This window comes from Acidithiobacillus sulfurivorans (assembly GCF_018853815.1).
Classification (GTDB): Bacteria; Pseudomonadota; Gammaproteobacteria; order Acidithiobacillales; family Acidithiobacillaceae; genus Acidithiobacillus; species Acidithiobacillus sulfurivorans.
The window spans coordinates 1-15,493 of sequence record NZ_JAAOMP010000118.1 but is presented as its reverse complement, the minus strand read 5'-3'; the positions used below and the strand labels follow the sequence as shown (position 1 = coordinate 15,493).

The 15,493-nt window shown below is 50.3% G+C and carries 16 protein-coding genes; 12 read left to right on the top strand and 4 right to left on the bottom strand.

Going from position 1 to position 15,493, the window contains the following annotated elements; translation table 11 throughout:
- The 12 genes from HAP95_RS10275 to HAP95_RS10220 all read left to right on the top strand — a co-directional run.
- Window positions 1-411: RrF2 family transcriptional regulator (locus HAP95_RS10275; protein ID WP_215884132.1), on the top strand; the 411-nt coding region annotated here is incomplete at its 5' end.
- Between the two features lie 381 nt (window positions 412-792).
- Entirely contained in the window at window positions 793-1,305 is a 513-nt protein-coding gene (locus tag HAP95_RS10270; RefSeq protein ID WP_215884131.1) for a DUF302 domain-containing protein, read from the top strand.
- 35 nt (window positions 1,306-1,340) lie between these two features.
- Window positions 1,341-1,844, top strand: a complete 504-nt coding sequence (soxY, locus tag HAP95_RS10265) for a thiosulfate oxidation carrier protein SoxY (RefSeq protein ID WP_215884130.1) — start codon at window positions 1,341-1,343, stop codon at window positions 1,842-1,844.
- A gap of 47 nt (window positions 1,845-1,891) precedes the next feature.
- A complete protein-coding gene (soxZ, locus tag HAP95_RS10260) occupies window positions 1,892-2,221 on the top strand; it encodes a thiosulfate oxidation carrier complex protein SoxZ (protein WP_226832716.1) in 330 nt (109 codons plus the stop codon).
- A 41-nt stretch (window positions 2,222-2,262) separates the two neighbouring features.
- Window positions 2,263-3,996 carry a thiosulfohydrolase SoxB gene (gene soxB, locus HAP95_RS10255; RefSeq protein WP_215884129.1) on the top strand — a complete coding sequence of 578 codons (1,734 nt, stop codon included), beginning with the start codon at window positions 2,263-2,265 and terminating at the stop codon, window positions 3,994-3,996.
- A gap of 42 nt (window positions 3,997-4,038) precedes the next feature.
- The gene (locus tag HAP95_RS10250; protein WP_215884128.1) at window positions 4,039-4,770 is read left to right on the top strand and encodes an Aq_1264-related membrane protein; all 732 of its coding nucleotides are present in this window, start codon (window positions 4,039-4,041) and stop codon (window positions 4,768-4,770) included.
- Window positions 4,771-4,780: 10 nt separating this feature from the next.
- A complete protein-coding gene (locus HAP95_RS10245; RefSeq protein ID WP_215884127.1) occupies window positions 4,781-6,595 on the top strand; it encodes a cytochrome c biogenesis protein ResB in 1,815 nt (604 codons plus the stop codon).
- A gap of 47 nt (window positions 6,596-6,642) precedes the next feature.
- Window positions 6,643-7,026: a sulfur oxidation c-type cytochrome SoxX gene (gene soxX, locus HAP95_RS10240; protein ID WP_215884126.1), complete on the top strand. Its 384-nt coding sequence runs from the start codon at window positions 6,643-6,645 to the stop codon at window positions 7,024-7,026.
- Between the two features lie 28 nt (window positions 7,027-7,054).
- Window positions 7,055-7,918, top strand: a complete 864-nt coding sequence (soxA, locus tag HAP95_RS10235) for a sulfur oxidation c-type cytochrome SoxA (RefSeq protein ID WP_215884125.1) — start codon at window positions 7,055-7,057, stop codon at window positions 7,916-7,918.
- Between the two features lie 68 nt (window positions 7,919-7,986).
- Window positions 7,987-9,168, top strand: coding sequence for a c-type cytochrome biogenesis protein CcsB (gene ccsB / locus HAP95_RS10230; RefSeq protein ID WP_215884124.1), 1,182 nt, complete (start codon window positions 7,987-7,989; stop codon window positions 9,166-9,168).
- Window positions 9,169-9,463: 295 nt separating this feature from the next.
- On the top strand, window positions 9,464-10,078 hold the full coding sequence (locus tag HAP95_RS10225; protein ID WP_215884123.1) for a hypothetical protein: 615 nt from the start codon (window positions 9,464-9,466) through the stop codon (window positions 10,076-10,078).
- A 118-nt stretch (window positions 10,079-10,196) separates the two neighbouring features.
- Window positions 10,197-10,622 carry an RrF2 family transcriptional regulator gene (locus HAP95_RS10220; protein WP_215884122.1) on the top strand — a complete coding sequence of 142 codons (426 nt, stop codon included), beginning with the start codon at window positions 10,197-10,199 and terminating at the stop codon, window positions 10,620-10,622.
- A gap of 27 nt (window positions 10,623-10,649) precedes the next feature.
- On the opposite strand, the gene HAP95_RS10215 is transcribed toward HAP95_RS10220, so the two are convergent.
- The 4 genes from HAP95_RS10215 to HAP95_RS10200 form a co-directional block, all read right to left on the bottom strand.
- Entirely contained in the window at window positions 10,650-12,269 is a 1,620-nt protein-coding gene (locus tag HAP95_RS10215) for an NFACT RNA binding domain-containing protein (protein ID WP_226832715.1), read from the bottom strand.
- Window positions 12,209-13,864 (bottom strand): sulfate adenylyltransferase, encoded by a 1,656-nt coding sequence (gene sat / locus HAP95_RS10210; RefSeq protein ID WP_215884121.1) that lies wholly within the window; start codon window positions 13,862-13,864, stop codon window positions 12,209-12,211. Before sat ends, HAP95_RS10215 begins: the two co-directional genes overlap by 61 nt.
- Window positions 13,865-13,874: 10 nt before the next feature.
- Complete coding sequence (locus HAP95_RS10205; RefSeq protein ID WP_215884120.1) at window positions 13,875-14,444, bottom strand: phosphoribosyltransferase family protein; 570 nt, start codon at window positions 14,442-14,444, stop codon at window positions 13,875-13,877.
- Window positions 14,445-14,515: 71 nt separating this feature from the next.
- A partial coding sequence (locus HAP95_RS10200) for a Wadjet anti-phage system protein JetD domain-containing protein (protein ID WP_215884119.1) occupies window positions 14,516-15,493 on the bottom strand: 978 nt, incomplete at its 5' end.

Here is a 15,493-nt window from a genome sequence, read left to right as displayed (position 1 = left end):
AGCAGTGAATGCGCCTTGCGGGCCATGATTTATATTGCCGCCCAAAAGCCGGGTACGCCGGTGTTAAGTCGCGACGTAGCTGAATATCTGGGGATGCCGATTCAATGTATTACCAAAATCATGCGTGGATTAGCCAAGCGGGGATTGCTGGAATCTTTGAAAGGACGTGGTGGCGGTTTTGTACTTACGCGCAATGCGGACAATTTGAACATTCTGGATGTTGTGGAAGCGGTGGACGGGCGTCTGACCCCGCATTGCCTATTGGGTTTGAAGGTGTGCGCCGATGAAACCGCCTGCCCGGTTCATTGTCAGTGGGCACAACTGCGCGGGCAGGAAATGGAAGTGCTGCGTCAACAAAGCATTGGTGCCATGGCACAGATGTTGTTTGCTAGCCCGGAGCATGTGGCATAGGTCCATGTTTGCTCATTTGGAGGTTGTGCACATATCGGGACCAAGATTAGCCGGTTCTGTGCCATCCGGACCAGTCTGGTCCTGGACCAATAATCAGCGGCGAATGGATGGGGTTCTACAGAGAAACAACTGCCATATGTTTGTACCACAAATAGACAGAGAACTTTTTGTTCCGATTGAAAAAATAATTAGATAGATGGCACCATCAGGAATTTTTGTGGGTCTCGATGGGCGCATTTCAAGGTTGGGCATACAGTTTGCTACAGACTAATCAGTTTAGATTTGGCGGATCCATGATGAGCTTGATCAGATTGCCGATGTGAAAAATCAATAGGTCTCGTGATGTTTTTGTAGTGAACAATTGGAAAGGGGTCGCCCAGAATGAAATTTCGAGGATTGGTAGCACTAAGTGTGAGTGTTTGTGCAAGTTTATTCGTTACAGCGGTAGCAAGCCCGGTGTATATCGAGAAAGTCGATATGCCCATGAAAGCGGCCATGTCAGAAGTCAAAAATGTTTTGCATGATGGCGGTTATAAAATTGTGCTTCATCTCAATATTTTGAAGCTGATTCAATCCCAGCAGAAGCAACTGAAAATACCCCATTTTAATCAGCATAAATTTACCGATGTACAAGCTCTGGTATTTTGTAATCCTTATGACTTCAGTCAGTTGCTGAATGCCGATTGGCCTGCTGCCGCAGGTTGTCCATTGACTTTGGATGTGTTTTCAAAAGGACAAAACAGTTACATCGTTTACGGATTACGGGCTGACTTTGCGAATACGCCGGCTTCCAAAAAAATCACACAATCTTTTGATAGTGCCGTGATTAAAGTGCTGCAGGGTATTCCCATGTCTCGGCAGATTACCAAAATCCCTGACTTTTCAGGGGAATAGTTTGTAAGTTCATGTTTGGCTAGAAGGAGAGATCAATGGAACAGATGAAAAGACGGAAATTTTTGGGAGTGTCAGCAGTGGGTATGGCAGCAGTAGCCGGATCTGGGGTGTTGGTACCAGCCATTGCCAATGCCGCTAATGTGGCAGGTTGGCCAGCAGCGGCATTTGATGCCAAAAAGCTCGATGAGGCGATGAAGGACAGTATTGATGCAACTTCGGTAAAAACTTCGGCGAAAGTCCGCCTGACCGCACCAACCATAGCGGAGAATGGCGCGGCAGTTCCGGTAACCGTGGACGTGGATCATCCCATGACCGCCGATGATTATATCGAATCTGTATATTTGTATGTGGATCATAATCCTACGCCATTGGCCAGCGCCTTTCATTTTACGCCGGATAGTGGTCATGCTTATTTCCAGGAACGCATCAAGATGGCGAAAACCGATATGGTCAGAGCGGTTGCCAGGACCAACAAGGGCGTGATGATGTCTTCCAAGCCCCAGGAAATCAAGGTAACCATCGGCGGTTGTGGTGGATAAATATCAGAAAATTCCCAAGCAGCTAAATTGATTAAGGAGAAATTATTATGGCAGCAATTGGTAATCCGATGATCCGGATGGCTTCGCACGCCAAAAAAGGACAAATAGTTGAAGTACGTTCGTTGATCATGAATCCGATGACTACGGGGCTGAGCAAAAATAAAGCGGGCAAGTTGATTCCTGCGCATTTTATTCAGACAGTCACCGTGACCTTCAATAGCAAGCCACTATGTAATGTAGACTGGAGTACAGCGATCAGCGCCAATCCCTATCTGGCTTTTAAAATGCGCGCTGTTGAAAGCGGTACACTGGAAATGACCTGGAAAGACAATACGGATGGTGTTTGGTCCAGTAAGGCAGCTATTACTGTCGCCTGAATGAGCCAGCCTTTTCACAAAAGATAACCCGCGAGGTGAGTATGAATCTGTCACGTAGAGATTTCATGGCGATGATGGGCATTGCTGGAGCAACAGGATTTTTATCGCCATCTGCAATTGCTTCTTCCTGGGGTTCAGGTAAGGACCCCTATGAAATACCCGAATACGGTAATGTCACGTTACTCCATATTACGGATACCCATGCACAGTTGCTGCCCGTTTGGTGGCGTGAGCCGGGCACCAATATTGGCACGCGTGAACAAAAGGAATGGGGTGTCACCCCGCATATGGTGGGCGATAAGAAGCTCGAATATTACGGGATTAAAGCCGGGACGCCAGAAGGTTACGCTTTATCCTGCATGGATTTTGATACCCTGGCACATAAATATGGAAAAATTGGTGGTTATGCGCACATTGCCACCCTGGTCAAACGGTATCGGGAGCAAGTGGGCAAAAAAGCGATTCTGCTGGATGGTGGCGATGCCTGGCAAGGATCTGCAACCAGTCTTTGGACCAAAGCCGAAGATATGGTGGGTGCCCAGAACCTGCTCAAAGAAGACTACTTTGTCGGCCATTGGGAGTTTACCTATGGTGCAGACCGGGTGGAGTACCTGCTGAAGCATAAGCTCAAGGCGAAATTCCTTTCCCAGAATGTGTTTACGATTCCATGGGATGAACCCGTGTTCGACCCCTACGACATTCGCGAAGTGAGCGGACGGAAAGTGGCCATTATTGGCCAATCATTTCCTTTTACGCCTATTGCCAATCCGGCTTATTTTGTTCCTAAATGGTCTTTTGGCATTCATCCCGGACATATGCAGAAAATGGTGGATGAATGTCGACAAAAGCACAAAGCTGATATTGTTGTGGTGCTTTCTCATAATGGTGCAGATGTCGATAAAAAGATGGCATCCCAGGTCAATGGTATTGATATTATTCTTGGTGGACATACCCATGAAATCATGGGGCCACGTCCGGTGAAAATCAATAATACCTTGATTATTAATACCAGCACCAATGGTAAGTTCCTCGCCCGCTTTGATCTGGATGTGGGTAAAGGTAAACTTAATGGCTGGCGTTTCAATTATCTTCCCATCATTTCCAACATGATTCCTGAAGACCATGAAATGGCTGATTATATTACCAAAGTGCGCGCACCATATGCCAAGAAACTGGCTGAGCCTTTGGCTGTTACCGAAAGCCTCCTCTATCGCCGGGATAATTTCAATGGAACTTTTGATCAGATTCTCTGTGATGCGTTGCGTGAAGAAATGGATTGTGAAGCCGCGTTTTCTCCGGGATTCCGCTGGGGTTATTGCAAACTTCCGGGGGAGACTATCACCATGGAAGATGTCATGGGACAAACAGCCATCACTTATCCTCAGGTGACTGTCACTGAATACACCGGCGCCGAGCTGAAAAATGTGATGGAGCAGGTTGCCGATAACTTGTTTAATCCCAATCCCTATTATATTCAGGGTGGGGATATGATTCGGGTGGGCAATATCCAATACACCATGAACCCCGGTGAAACCATCGACAAGCGTATTACCGATTTGCGGGTGGGTGGCAAAATGGTTCAGGCCAACAAGCGCTATAAAGTGGCTGGTTGGGGCGCCATGCAAAAGGTGGAAGGGACGCCGGTCTGGGATATTTTCGCTAAATGGTTGCGTTCCAAAAAGACCGTGTCGGCTAACCCGCGTGACTTACCGGTGCTCACTAAAAACATGACCGGTAATCCAGGAATTGCATTTCCCAAAGAATACGATCTCTAAAAGATTTTATGAGTTTGGGTTTGATTGGGAGTCGAGCAGATTATGCGTAGCTTAGCAGATCTCAGTATGGCTGAAAAAATCATGCATACGGGTTTCATTTTTCTGGTGGGTTTGGGTCTCCTCGTCGCGGAGGCCTATACCTATGTCACCCATGCAGGATTAAATGGTAAGCCGGGAATATCCGTTCAGGATGTGACCATGTCCTATTATGGCAATCGCAAATCCAGCAAATTGCAGGAAATGTTACCAGCCATGATGCCCATGGCCCATGTTCCCGTCAGTGAGCGGCCTAAAATGATCCAGGCCGTCAATCATTGGATTGCCAATGGCGAAACCCGCAATGATTACGAGCAGGAGGTCAAGCCATTAATTAATGGCTCCTGTTTGAAATGTCATACCATGGGTATGCCAAATATTGGTACATACAAACTGCTTAAAGCCAAAGCCCATGTGGATATGGGGATGCCTTATTCAGAGATGTTGATGATGGGTATGATCCATTTGACCACATTGGGTGTCATTTTCTGGATTGCGGGCTGGATATTCAGTAAGGCGCGTTTTCCGCGTGTTCCTAAATATTTGATGATTGGCGTACCGTTTTTCGCCTTTTTCCTGGATTTTGCAGGTTGGTTCCTGACTAAGCAGGACCCTAATTGGGTCTGGTTGGTATTGATTGGAGGGATGCTGTCCTGTCCATTGGTATTGGTGGGCATGGCCATCAGTTTATATCAGATCTGGTTATTTCCCCGCCAAGAGGAAGTGCCGCCCTTGTGAGAGAAAATTTATGCTAGAAACCCAAGCCAGCGTTTATACCGAGCCTCTGAGCTTCCGGATTATTTTTCGGGTTCTGGGCTCCATGCGCCTGGCGGTCCATTTACTGCTGTTTGTCGCCATAGCCTCAATCATTGGCACTATCCTGCCGCAGCAAGAAGTGTATACAGATTACCTGCATCAATTCGGAACATTCTGGTTCACCGTATTTGGAAATCTGGATTTGTATGATGTTTATCGCTGTGGATGGTACATGGGGATTGTCGCCTTTTTAATTATCTCGACGACTGTTTGCGTATTTCGTAATGCACCTTCCATGCTACGGGAAATGCGTCATGTAAAATCCAACCCATCTGATAGTTTTTTACAAAGTAGGCCGGAACAGTTCGAATCTTTTTCATCAAAATCAGATACAGAGTCTACTCAATCGGCAACAGCCACCCTGGGCGATTTTGGTTATCAGGCCCGGGTACTCAAGACCTCCGCCGGAGACTCGGTCATTTTTGCTCAGAAGGGGCGATTTTATCGGACCGGATATTTGTTAACCCATGTGGGAATTATTTTGTTTTGTGTGGGTGCATTATATAACGCCAATCTTCCCCTGAAGTGGGCCGAATGGACAGGTACCGTGCATCCCGAAAAGAATTTTGATCTTCCCCTCTCAAAAATTCCGCAGTCGAGTTGGCTCTCCGCCTCAAGTTCCGCATTTCGTGGCATTATCACCATCCCGGTTGGACAAACCGTCAATGCCATGTTTGAGCTGGTGGGTGATGGATTTTTGGTTCAGCATCTTCCATTTATGTTGCGACTGGATGCTTTCAAGGTCACGCATTATTCCAACGGTCTCGCCAAGGATTTTGTCTCGACGATTTCGCTTTATCATCATGATGGGAAAAAGTTCAAAACCGGGATTGTCCGCGTCAATCACCCCATGTCGGTGGATGGTGTGCAGATTTATCAGTCCAGTTATTCCGACAGTGCTTCAAAATTACACCTGCACAATTACCTGCTGTCTGCACCAGCGTTGCCACCGGCTGCAATTTCTACCAGTGTTGGTGAGCATCTGAAAACCTTTGGTTCACAATATGCGATTTCCATCACTGACTTCAAAACCCAGAATGTCATACCCCGTAAAGCAGTGGGTCGTTCTTCAGGACCTGATCATGGAATGATCAATATGGGGCCGACCGTGAGTTATCTGGTGAATAATGATCGTGATCATACCCGGATTATTCTTAAATCCTACATGAAAGCTTTTTCCCGGCATGGGGAAGCGTATCGGTTGATTGGGTTTAGAGAGGACGGATCGAGTGCTTATCACTATCTGACAATTCCACAGGGACCAGAAGATGGTATCCGCCTGTTTATGACGTATCTCGGGGACCTGGAGCAAGCTGCCAGAAATGGTGAGAATGCCTCAAAAGCAGTTTTTATCAGTAATCTAAAGAAGGCCGAAGCACAAACTCAGGTTTTCTTAACGCCGCATGAGAGGGATGATTTTTTACAGTCCAGCCTGAAAGCCATGCAGGAGTTGCGCGCTTATCCATTGCCATTCCTGAGCGTATTTCATGATTATGATTTGCATTGGTCTGCAGGTCTGGAAATAACCCGTTACCCCGGCATGAAAGTTATTTATGTGGCCTGTTTCGCCCTGGTTTTTGGAATATTCATTTTATTTTATGTTCCACGTCGGCGTATCTGGATTCAGATGAGTGAGGATGATGATAAAGGGCGTCGGATAAAGCTGTTTGGGGATAGTTCAAGAAATGAAGAAGATTTTCATCGAGACATGGAGGAACTGAATGACAAATTGCAGGAGAAACTATGAAGGGACACCTTTTTAACGAGTGTTGGGAATTTTAACAGGAGGTCGTCATGAAAACATCAAAATTAGTTGTCATAGCGGTAATAACATGCGCTGCTGGTTTTATAGGATTTGAAACTGCCGCCGTGGCAGAACCTATGACTAATGCCGAAAATATTGCTGCCGGAAAGTCCATTGCATTTAACCGCACGCAAGGTAATTGTTTGGCCTGCCATGTGTTGCCTGGTGGTAAAATGGCGGGTGATGTAGGTCCCGATCTGTCGGTCCTGCCGCTGAAGGCCATATTTAAAACAAAAGAAAAACTTGTAGATTTTTTGTATGACCCGGAAAAAGTGATCCCGCACATCAATATGCCCCAGTTTGGTAAAAACAAGGTGCTGACGCACCACCAGATGGAGTTGGTAGCCGATTACCTATGGTCATTAAAGGGCTAAGGTCGTTATCCGAAAAAGGAGTGCAATCATGAAAAAATTATTGATAGTTGCTGCCGCGATCAGCCTGGTAGGAATTGCAGGGAGTGCAGAAGCGATCGACTGGTGGAACCTGGGTAATACCAAAGTGGGTCCTGAACAAACGCTCAAGGATTTTCACCAGTATTTTAAAGAACAGTTTCCGAAAATGTCGCTACAGAAATACGCGCTCGGCAGTTATGCTTTCAGCCCGGAAATGTATCAACAATATCAGCAGGCCATCCAGTTTAATCCTGGCGATCTGACCCTCAGTCAGGGTAAGGCCGTCTGGCAGAAAAAATTTCCAGACGGGAAAACCTATGCGTCCTGCTTTAAGGATGGTGGCAAAGGTGTAGCCGCCAGTTATCCGTTTTTTAACAACAAAACCGGTCAGGTGGTCACGACCCAGATGCGTTTGAATAGTTGTCGGGTTGAAAATCATCTTCAACCTCTCAAGTATGGGAGCGGCACCATGATCGCTCTGGATACCTACTTTACTTCGCTGTCCAACGGTATGCCGGTGGATATCAAAGTACAGGGGCCAGGCGCCGTTAAAGCCTTTGAAGAAGGGAAGGCCAATTACTTCATGAAACGCGGACAACTCAACTTCAGTTGCGCGACTTGTCATGTGGCTTATGCCGGTAAGTATCTGCGAGCCCAGATTATTTCCCCATTGCTGGGCCAAAGTGCGCATTATCCGACTTACCGGGCCGCCTGGGGTGCAGTCAATACCTTTGAAAAACGTTTCCAGGGTTGCGACAAAAAAGTGGGCGCGATTCCACAAAAACTGGAAAGCGTCAATTATCGCAATCTGGAATATTTTATGTCCTACATCAGTAATGGCATCAAAATCAATGTGCCCGGTTACCGCCCTTGATAACTCATTTATTGTGAACGGATGCTGACAGATCAGCTTAATCTGTCAGCATCTGCAGGAGTATATATATGTCTACCGAAAGCTCTGAAATCCGACACCTACTGACCTTTGGCGGAATGCGTGCTGAGGGGCGTCTGGCGGCCCAGTTATGGGCGGCTTTTCTGACCATCGGTGCTTTTTTGGTCTGGTATTTGTTTCGGGCCGATTTTTGGATGTGGCAGTTTATTGTTTTGGGTCTGTGGTATGTGGGTCTAATGTGGTTTGGAATCCGCTGGCCGGCCTTCAGAATTCTGTTTTTGTCAGTGATCGGGATTGCGGCAATTGGTGTCGGGCTTTATCAGTTGGGGTACACGGCCGCAAATAATGTGCTGCTGTATTATGTACTCCAAAGTAACGCCATGTTTTACTGGATGAGTGGGGCGATACTGATCAGCGCCATAGGGTATTATCGTTATTTATTTAGCGGTAATCAATCGGCTGGGGACTGGGGGCATCGTTTTGCCTGGATTACGGTAGCTCTTGGTTTTGCGGGCCTCGCCATTCGTTGGCAGCAGACTTACATCGGTCATCCGTCCTGGGGGCATATTCCGGTGACCAATATGTACGATGCCATGGTCCTCTTGTGTACGACCACGGCACTTTTTTACCTATATTATGAGGGTCAGGGCAAAAATCGAGGGCTAGGCGCTTTTGCTATGCCAATGATTCTTATTGCCGATATTTTTCTGGTCTGGGTGGGTGTCGCTTATCATCAGAATCAGATTCAGCCCGTGATTCCGGCGTTGCAGAGCTTCTGGATAAAACTGCATGTTCCCTGTGAATTTGTTGCCTATGCCAATTTTTATCTGGCCGCCATGGTGGGTGTTGCCTATTTATTGAGAGAGCGGGCGGAACGTACCGGAAGTGCTTTGGTGCGTCGACTTCCGGACTTGAACAAGCTGGAACGCATTATGGGTTCTATGGTGATGTTCGGGTTTCTCTTTTTCACTGCAGGCACCATTCTTGGCGCAGTGTGGGCCGCCAAAGCCTGGGGCGGTTTCTGGTCCTGGGATCCCAAGGAAACCTGGGCCTTGATTGTCTGGTTGAATTACGCGGCCTATTTGCATATGCGCAGTAACAAGTCTTTTGGGCAATATAACAAGGGACGCAAGCTGGCTTGGTGGGCGGCTATCAGTCTGGTCACTGTGACATTCTGCTTTATTGGTGTTGATCTTTTTCTGGGCGGGCTTCATTCTTACGCCAAGCTGTAAGGTATTGTGGTTTATATTTAGGCATCGCCCCGGTCGGCGTTGCCTAATGGTTTGTGCATGATTTTAAAAGGCTAAACGCTGCAGTAGAGAATTCCTAAAAAATAACTATATAATAATAATAATATATACTGCTTATTCCACATTCATATATTCACAGTCCTATTAAAAATTTTATTGTTGTTATCAGGGGATGCATAAGCTATAAACTAGATAACAGTATCTCATGTGGATGAATAATATTTCATTCCGAAAAGAATGATGCTGTGTAATAGCTCTGATAAAAAGAGGTGTCGATATGAATTCACAAGCATCAACTCAGCATGCCCGCCTGACCCTGTTCTCTTGGCCGTTGCTCGCCGCACGGGGTGTTGCCGCCTTATTATTTGTAATTGCATCACTGATTGCTTTTGGTGAAACCATGACTTTGCTGGTTTGGTTTTTTGCCATTTACGTATTTTTTGACGGTGGTTACTCGGCAATGCGTCTTGCCCAAAAAGGGAGTGGCGCCTGTCCAAAAGTGTTGATTGCCATTAAGGCCGTCATTGGCATTGCGGCAGGCATTGCGGTCATTATTCTTTCACAGGGTGCCAGTTTGTTACCCACATTGCTGACTATTTTTGCCTGGGTGGCGATTGTCGGTGTGATAGAAGGCATCTGGGTACTACGTAACGTGCGCAATAAAGAAGCAGTGATGATTATTGGTTCTACGGCTTATCTGGCCCTGGCCGTTGCCCTGCAATTCATCTTTGCGCTGGCACCGGATGCTGGCCCTTCGGTATACAACTGGATCATTATCGGGTTCTCAGCTGCATTTGCTGCAGCCATGTTTGGTATGGCCTGGGCCATGCGTCGTAACCTTCTGAAAATGGATGCTGGTACTCCGGCTTCTGCTCAGACTCATTCTGCCTGAATTAACCTGCACTGCAGAAAGCAATCAGTCATTTCTGCAGTAGTTTGATGAACGTCATCAAGAGCTGCACTGTAAGAAGTGTGGCTCTTGTTCTATGTAAAAAAATAGGGGAAGACCCATGGTATTGAGCAAAGCCACCGAACAAGCCCTGCGCGGCCTGATATATATTGCCGCACAGCAGCGCGGAGAGCCGGTATTGAGTCGCGAAATCGCCGATTATCTCGGGGTTCCCGTTCAGTGTATTACCAAAATTATGCGGAGCCTCGCCAAGCGTGGATTTCTGGGGTCAGTCAAAGGCCGGGGAGGGGGGTTCTTGCTGCTTCCCGCAGCTGAGTCCTTGAATATTATGGATGTGGTCGAGGCCGTTGAGGGGCATCCTTTATCGCCACATTGTGTGTTGGGTTTGAAGGTGTGTGCGGATGAAACGGCCTGCCCTTTGCACCGCCAGTGGACTGACCTGCGTCGTCAGGAAGTGGACTGGTTACGCACTCAGACCATTTGCGAAATGGCAAAAACGACCTTTTCCAAGATGCAGGTGGCTTAACACCGGATCGGAAACGGCTTGAGCAAATTATACCTCATCGTGCGCGTCGCGGCGTACCCGAATAGTCTGAAAATGGCGGTAAATAACCTGACCCGGTCCGGCACCGGGCTTACGTTGCACCTGTCGGACTTCTGTCCAGTCCACTTCGGCACTTAATGCCCGTGACTGGCTGTGTTGCAAGGCCAGGCGGGCAGCCGCAGCAATAACCTGTTCCGGGACCAGGGTACTGGCATTTTCCCGACGCAGAATCACATGACTTCCGCCCAGGTCCTGCACATGAAACCAGATATCCCAGCCTTTGGCGAAACGAAAGGTGAGGCGATCATTTTCCCGGGCATTATTCCCCCAAAAAATGTCGAATCCCGCAATAATCGTGTGGTGAAGAAAAGGCGCTGCCAACCCGCGCGTTGTTAGCTCCTGACCCTTGTGACGAGCTGGTGCATTTTGCGTTTGCGGAGGCCTTTGCGTCAGGGGGAGTGCGTCCTGCCCCTTGGACAGCAATTCGTTGAGCAGCTTTTCACTGTCCTGCAGGCGCTGCTGAATTTTCTGAACGGCACGCTGGCTGCGCAAGGCTTTCTGCATGTATTTCTGGGCTTGCTGGTGCAGCGACTTGCCAGGCGTGACAGCGATTTCCAGCATTCTGCCATCCCCATGGGTATGATCAGTAGCCTGAATGCTGGCGGCTCGGGCGATGGAGTCCGGTGCGGCAAACAGGGCAAAGGCCAATGTCCGATAGTATTCGGGGGCTTCCCATTGCTGCAGATCGTGACGCATTTTTTGGATGCGTTGTTGCAGGCGATTTTTTTCTGTGGTGAGGGCGTGCTCCGCTGGCGTTGGGGTCTGGGCAAAGGTGGATGCCGGGAGTTGCAGGGCAATATCCGGGGCCATGGCCTGCATGGGCGGTCCGTCCGGTAAGCGGAGGGGATAAAGCAGATTTTGCCCCGCTTCGGTCTTTGCCTGCCACCAGGAGCTGGAAGCCGAACGTAGGGCCCATTGTTCCTGAATGAACGCTTGTGCTGTAGAACTGCCAGGGCGATAGCGCGGTGCCATACACTGTAACCAGATGGTCGGATCAGACCGGGATTCTTCAAAAAGACGAGCAGATTCTGGTGGATGGTAAACAATTCCCGGTAGAAAGCGGGGCACAGCAGGACCGTCAAGACTATCCCAACGCCAGGCCCAGCGAATTTGTTCCTGTGCATCCAGAAGGGCCAGATTGCCGCGCCCTCCGAAACACTCGGCAATGAGACTGAGCTGATCTACCCGCTTGCTGATATGCATCCGGCTGAAGTCCAGGCGCACAATCCGGTCAGCCCAGGGAACGACAATCCGTTCTATCCGAAAGCCTTTGAGCCGCTGCTGAAGGGGATTACTCCAATGGCCCTGCTCCTCTGTCGTAGCACTTTCTGGAGCCAGCCAGAGCCCCAGCGGTGCACGCTGAACCATGCAGGCCAAGGTCTGCTTGCCCGCGTGCAAATGGATACCACCTGCTGCCGCACTGATTTTATGGAGGCTTTGTCCAGCCAACTGTTGCTGGAAAAATTGCGCAGCGGCTGCCAGTTGCAGGGTATCCATGCGGTGAGAATTCAGCGCCCGGCAGCGTGGTTGCTCACGGCTCCCGAGCGGTGCAACAAATCCATCAGGCATGCCAAGGCCGCTGCAGGTTCTTGCTGGGCGTGATTCACCACGCAATCCGGGTGTTCGGGTTCTTCGTAGGGATCATCTACTCCCGTAAATCCTTTGATTTCTCCACGCAAAGCTTTGGCGTAAAGGCCTTTGGGGTCGCGTTCGGCACAGAGCGCCAAGGGCGTCGCTACATGCACCTCCAGAAAAAGTCCGCCCGCTTCTTCCACCAGGCGTCGGGCTTCAGCACGTGCCTGTCGATAAGGAGAAATGGCCGCTACCACTGCAATGCCGCCGTGGCGTGCGACCAGGCTGGCCACAAAGCCAATACGGCGGATATTTTCATCGCGATCGTCGCGACTGAAGCTTAAGCCCTTGGACAGAAAACGGCGGATAATGTCGCCGTCCAGCATGGTTACTGCACGTTCATCCTCCGCTTCGAGCTGTCGTACCAACATCCCGGCCAGCGTACTTTTGCCACTGGCAGAAAGGCCCGTAAACCAGATGACCAACCCGCGTCGATCCGCGCCACGATAAGCCTGACGCAAAATCCGGATCACCTCGGGGGGAGAAAACCATTCGGGAATCTCTTCACGGTTGGCGAGCTTGCGGCGTAATTCGGTTCCCGAGATGCCTGCCAGGGCTTCACCATTGGCTTCACTGACCGGGACATATTGCTGCCGGGTAGGGGAATAGGCGAATTCCGGGAGGAATATACCGGAAATACTCATTTCCTGTGCATGCCGGGCAAATAGTTCCTGGGCGGCAAAAGTGGGATAAAACAGGCCGCCAGCCGGCGCGCCAGGGTCTGCATGTCCCCGCCCGATGATGAAATGGGTCGCACCAAAATTGCGCCGGATCAGCGCGTGCCACAGAGCTTCCCGAGGCCCGGCCATCCGCATGGCCAAGGGCAGGGGAGAAAGCAACGCCCGCCCCTGCGGATAATGATCCAGTACTGCGCGATACACCCGCATGCGATAGGCGGCCTCTATGTCTCCGGGTTTGGTGGGCCCGATGGCGGGGTGCAGCAATAGTTTGGCACCGGTTCCGGCCTGCTCCAGACCCGCCTGGGTGACGGCAATGTGGGCATGGTGCAGAGGATTGCGCGTCTGAAAGGCGACCACCGGATGTTGTCCCGTCCACTGCGCGCGCAGCTGCGCGGGAGTCTGATATTCAGGCGGGAATTCTACCGCTGCAGCACGGCTGAGCGTGTGGGGATCCCAGGGTGTGACCGTACCCCCCACATACCAGGAACCCCGGCCAAACAGTTCTGCTACACCGGGATGGTTCCTGTCCGTACTGCCATAAACTGCCTCGGCCTCCAGTTTTTTGTCCGGTTGATAACACTCCGAGACCGTCAAGGCGGCGAGTGGCGTGCCGTCGCTGCGTTCGAGGCGCAAATGGTCACCCTGACGCAAGGCCTTGCCCAGAGTGTCATCCACATCCAGCACAACAGGGATGGGCCAAAGTGTCCCATCCCGAAGGCGCATATTTTCCACCACTGATTGCCAGTCGGCCTGATCCAAAAAGCCTTTCAGTGGTGCAAAAGCCCCAGTCAAGAGCAGCTCAAGATCACAACGCTGGCGCAGCGTCAGTACGTGTACGGCATTATTTTCCATGGGAATGACTTCAGGCGGTTATCGGAAAAACGGGCAGATGGGCCAGAGCGATGACTTCTGCCCATTGCTCTGCATTGCCCTCGGTGCAAATGGCGGCGACGGCGGCTACTTCGGCTTCAGCCTGAGTCATCAGGGTGCGCATGGCCGCCAAAGTAGAGCCGGTACTCACCACATCATCCACCAGGGCTACCTGTCTGCCTTGAATCGCCGCGCGGTCCTTGGCATCCAGATACAGGGTCTGGGTTTTGCCGGTAGTAATGGACAATGTCTCGGTCGATAAAGCCTCCCCCATGTAGGATTTGTAATTTTTGCGAAGCACCACATAAGGGCGACCGCTATGCACGGACAGCGCATAAGCCAGTGGGATGCTCTTGGCCTCTGCGGTGACTATCACATCAAAATCAATATTCGCCATGCGCTGCTGAAGGGCAGCAGCCGCAGCTTCGGTGAGCTCGGTATCGCCAAGAATATTGAGGACAGCAATGGCTAAATCCGGCTGTACTTTGAATAGGGGAAGGTGACGCTGCACCCCGTTGATATTGAGAGGATGGCTGTTGGAACGGGAATTTGTGGGGTTCATGAATGCTCCTTTTGCGATATTTTGCCACAGGGGGAGGGGGGTGGGTAGTTGGTAGGATGATCAGGCTAATATTAACCAGGCGAGATACCAGGATTGGGCGTAGTCATGTCATCCAGTTGTTGAAGGTGATAAGTCAACCACTGGAAACCGATGTGTTCCTGCTCCAGTCTGAGTCCAGGGCGAATGTGCGCGTCGCGCAGGTCATCGTAGAGGGATCGCTCTGCGCTGGTGAGTTGGTGCAGGTCAACCCGCAAGGGCTTGTCCTCACTGCCCCACAAGGCCGCATGGGCATCCAGCGTGGCCCTGTCCATCAGGAAAGAAGCCACATGGTCAAAGTGGCCGCGAAGCTGATCCAGAATGCCAAAACCATGGGTGTCAATATCGCCCCAGTAATGGATTGCGCAATTGTTTAGCCAATGACTACGAGCCAATGCCTCCCAACCATAACCTGCACCAAAAATCACGATAGCATGATGCATTGGTGGGAAGACCAGGAAGTTGGTCTCATTTTCCGTAATGAATACCCGCTGCACAGCCAGATCCAGGCGACTAAAGCTGTCCGCATCCAGCGTCACATCAGGGGATGACGAACCGGGCACGATACAAATCTTGGGGTCCAGCACGCGAAAGCGAATGCGCGTTGGTTTTTCCACAAAGCCATACCGGGCAGCAAACTGGCTGATGCCGGTTTTGCTGACGTCCACTACATTTACCGGCAAGGTCAGGTCGAGTAACTCGGCCAGCACTCCGCGATGGTTTTCGATGAATTTGCTGTGTACACCAGGTAAATCCACCTGCCGCAAGTAGATGCCAGGGCGGGGATGTGCGACCAGCCAGGTCACCACAGCCAACAATCGGGGCCAATCGGTGGACAGCGCCAGCGCCTGGAGAGGACGTCTTTCCAGCCAGGGCAGCAAGGCGGGATGGGTATGCCGGGTGACGGAAACCTGCTCGTTAAAGCAGTCCCAATCTTTGCGCTTGCCCAGGCAGTTCAGTGCATCTTCCAATGTCTCGACCCATACGCAGGCGGGTAGGTTCTGCGTGCCCTG

What these genes read in the sequence shown, in the direction of transcription:
- HAP95_RS10270 (WP_215884131.1), top strand. Translation starts at nt 793, where the DNA reads ATGAAATTTCGAGGATTGGTAGCACTAAGTGTGAGTGTTTGTGCAAGT.
- soxY (WP_215884130.1), top strand. Translation starts at nt 1,341, where the DNA reads ATGGAACAGATGAAAAGACGGAAATTTTTGGGAGTGTCAGCAGTGGGT.
- soxZ (WP_226832716.1), top strand. Translation starts at nt 1,892, where the DNA reads ATGGCAGCAATTGGTAATCCGATGATCCGGATGGCTTCGCACGCCAAA.
- soxB (WP_215884129.1), top strand. Translation starts at nt 2,263, where the DNA reads ATGAATCTGTCACGTAGAGATTTCATGGCGATGATGGGCATTGCTGGA.
- HAP95_RS10250 (WP_215884128.1), top strand. Translation starts at nt 4,039, where the DNA reads ATGCGTAGCTTAGCAGATCTCAGTATGGCTGAAAAAATCATGCATACG.
- HAP95_RS10245 (WP_215884127.1), top strand. Translation starts at nt 4,781, where the DNA reads ATGCTAGAAACCCAAGCCAGCGTTTATACCGAGCCTCTGAGCTTCCGG.
- soxX (WP_215884126.1), top strand. Translation starts at nt 6,643, where the DNA reads ATGAAAACATCAAAATTAGTTGTCATAGCGGTAATAACATGCGCTGCT.
- soxA (WP_215884125.1), top strand. Translation starts at nt 7,055, where the DNA reads ATGAAAAAATTATTGATAGTTGCTGCCGCGATCAGCCTGGTAGGAATT.
- ccsB (WP_215884124.1), top strand. Translation starts at nt 7,987, where the DNA reads ATGTCTACCGAAAGCTCTGAAATCCGACACCTACTGACCTTTGGCGGA.
- HAP95_RS10225 (WP_215884123.1), top strand. Translation starts at nt 9,464, where the DNA reads ATGAATTCACAAGCATCAACTCAGCATGCCCGCCTGACCCTGTTCTCT.
- HAP95_RS10220 (WP_215884122.1), top strand. Translation starts at nt 10,197, where the DNA reads ATGGTATTGAGCAAAGCCACCGAACAAGCCCTGCGCGGCCTGATATAT.
- HAP95_RS10215 (WP_226832715.1), bottom strand. Translation starts at nt 12,269, where the DNA reads ATGCCTGATGGATTTGTTGCACCGCTCGGGAGCCGTGAGCAACCACGC.
- sat (WP_215884121.1), bottom strand. Translation starts at nt 13,864, where the DNA reads ATGGAAAATAATGCCGTACACGTACTGACGCTGCGCCAGCGTTGTGAT.
- HAP95_RS10205 (WP_215884120.1), bottom strand. Translation starts at nt 14,444, where the DNA reads ATGAACCCCACAAATTCCCGTTCCAACAGCCATCCTCTCAATATCAAC.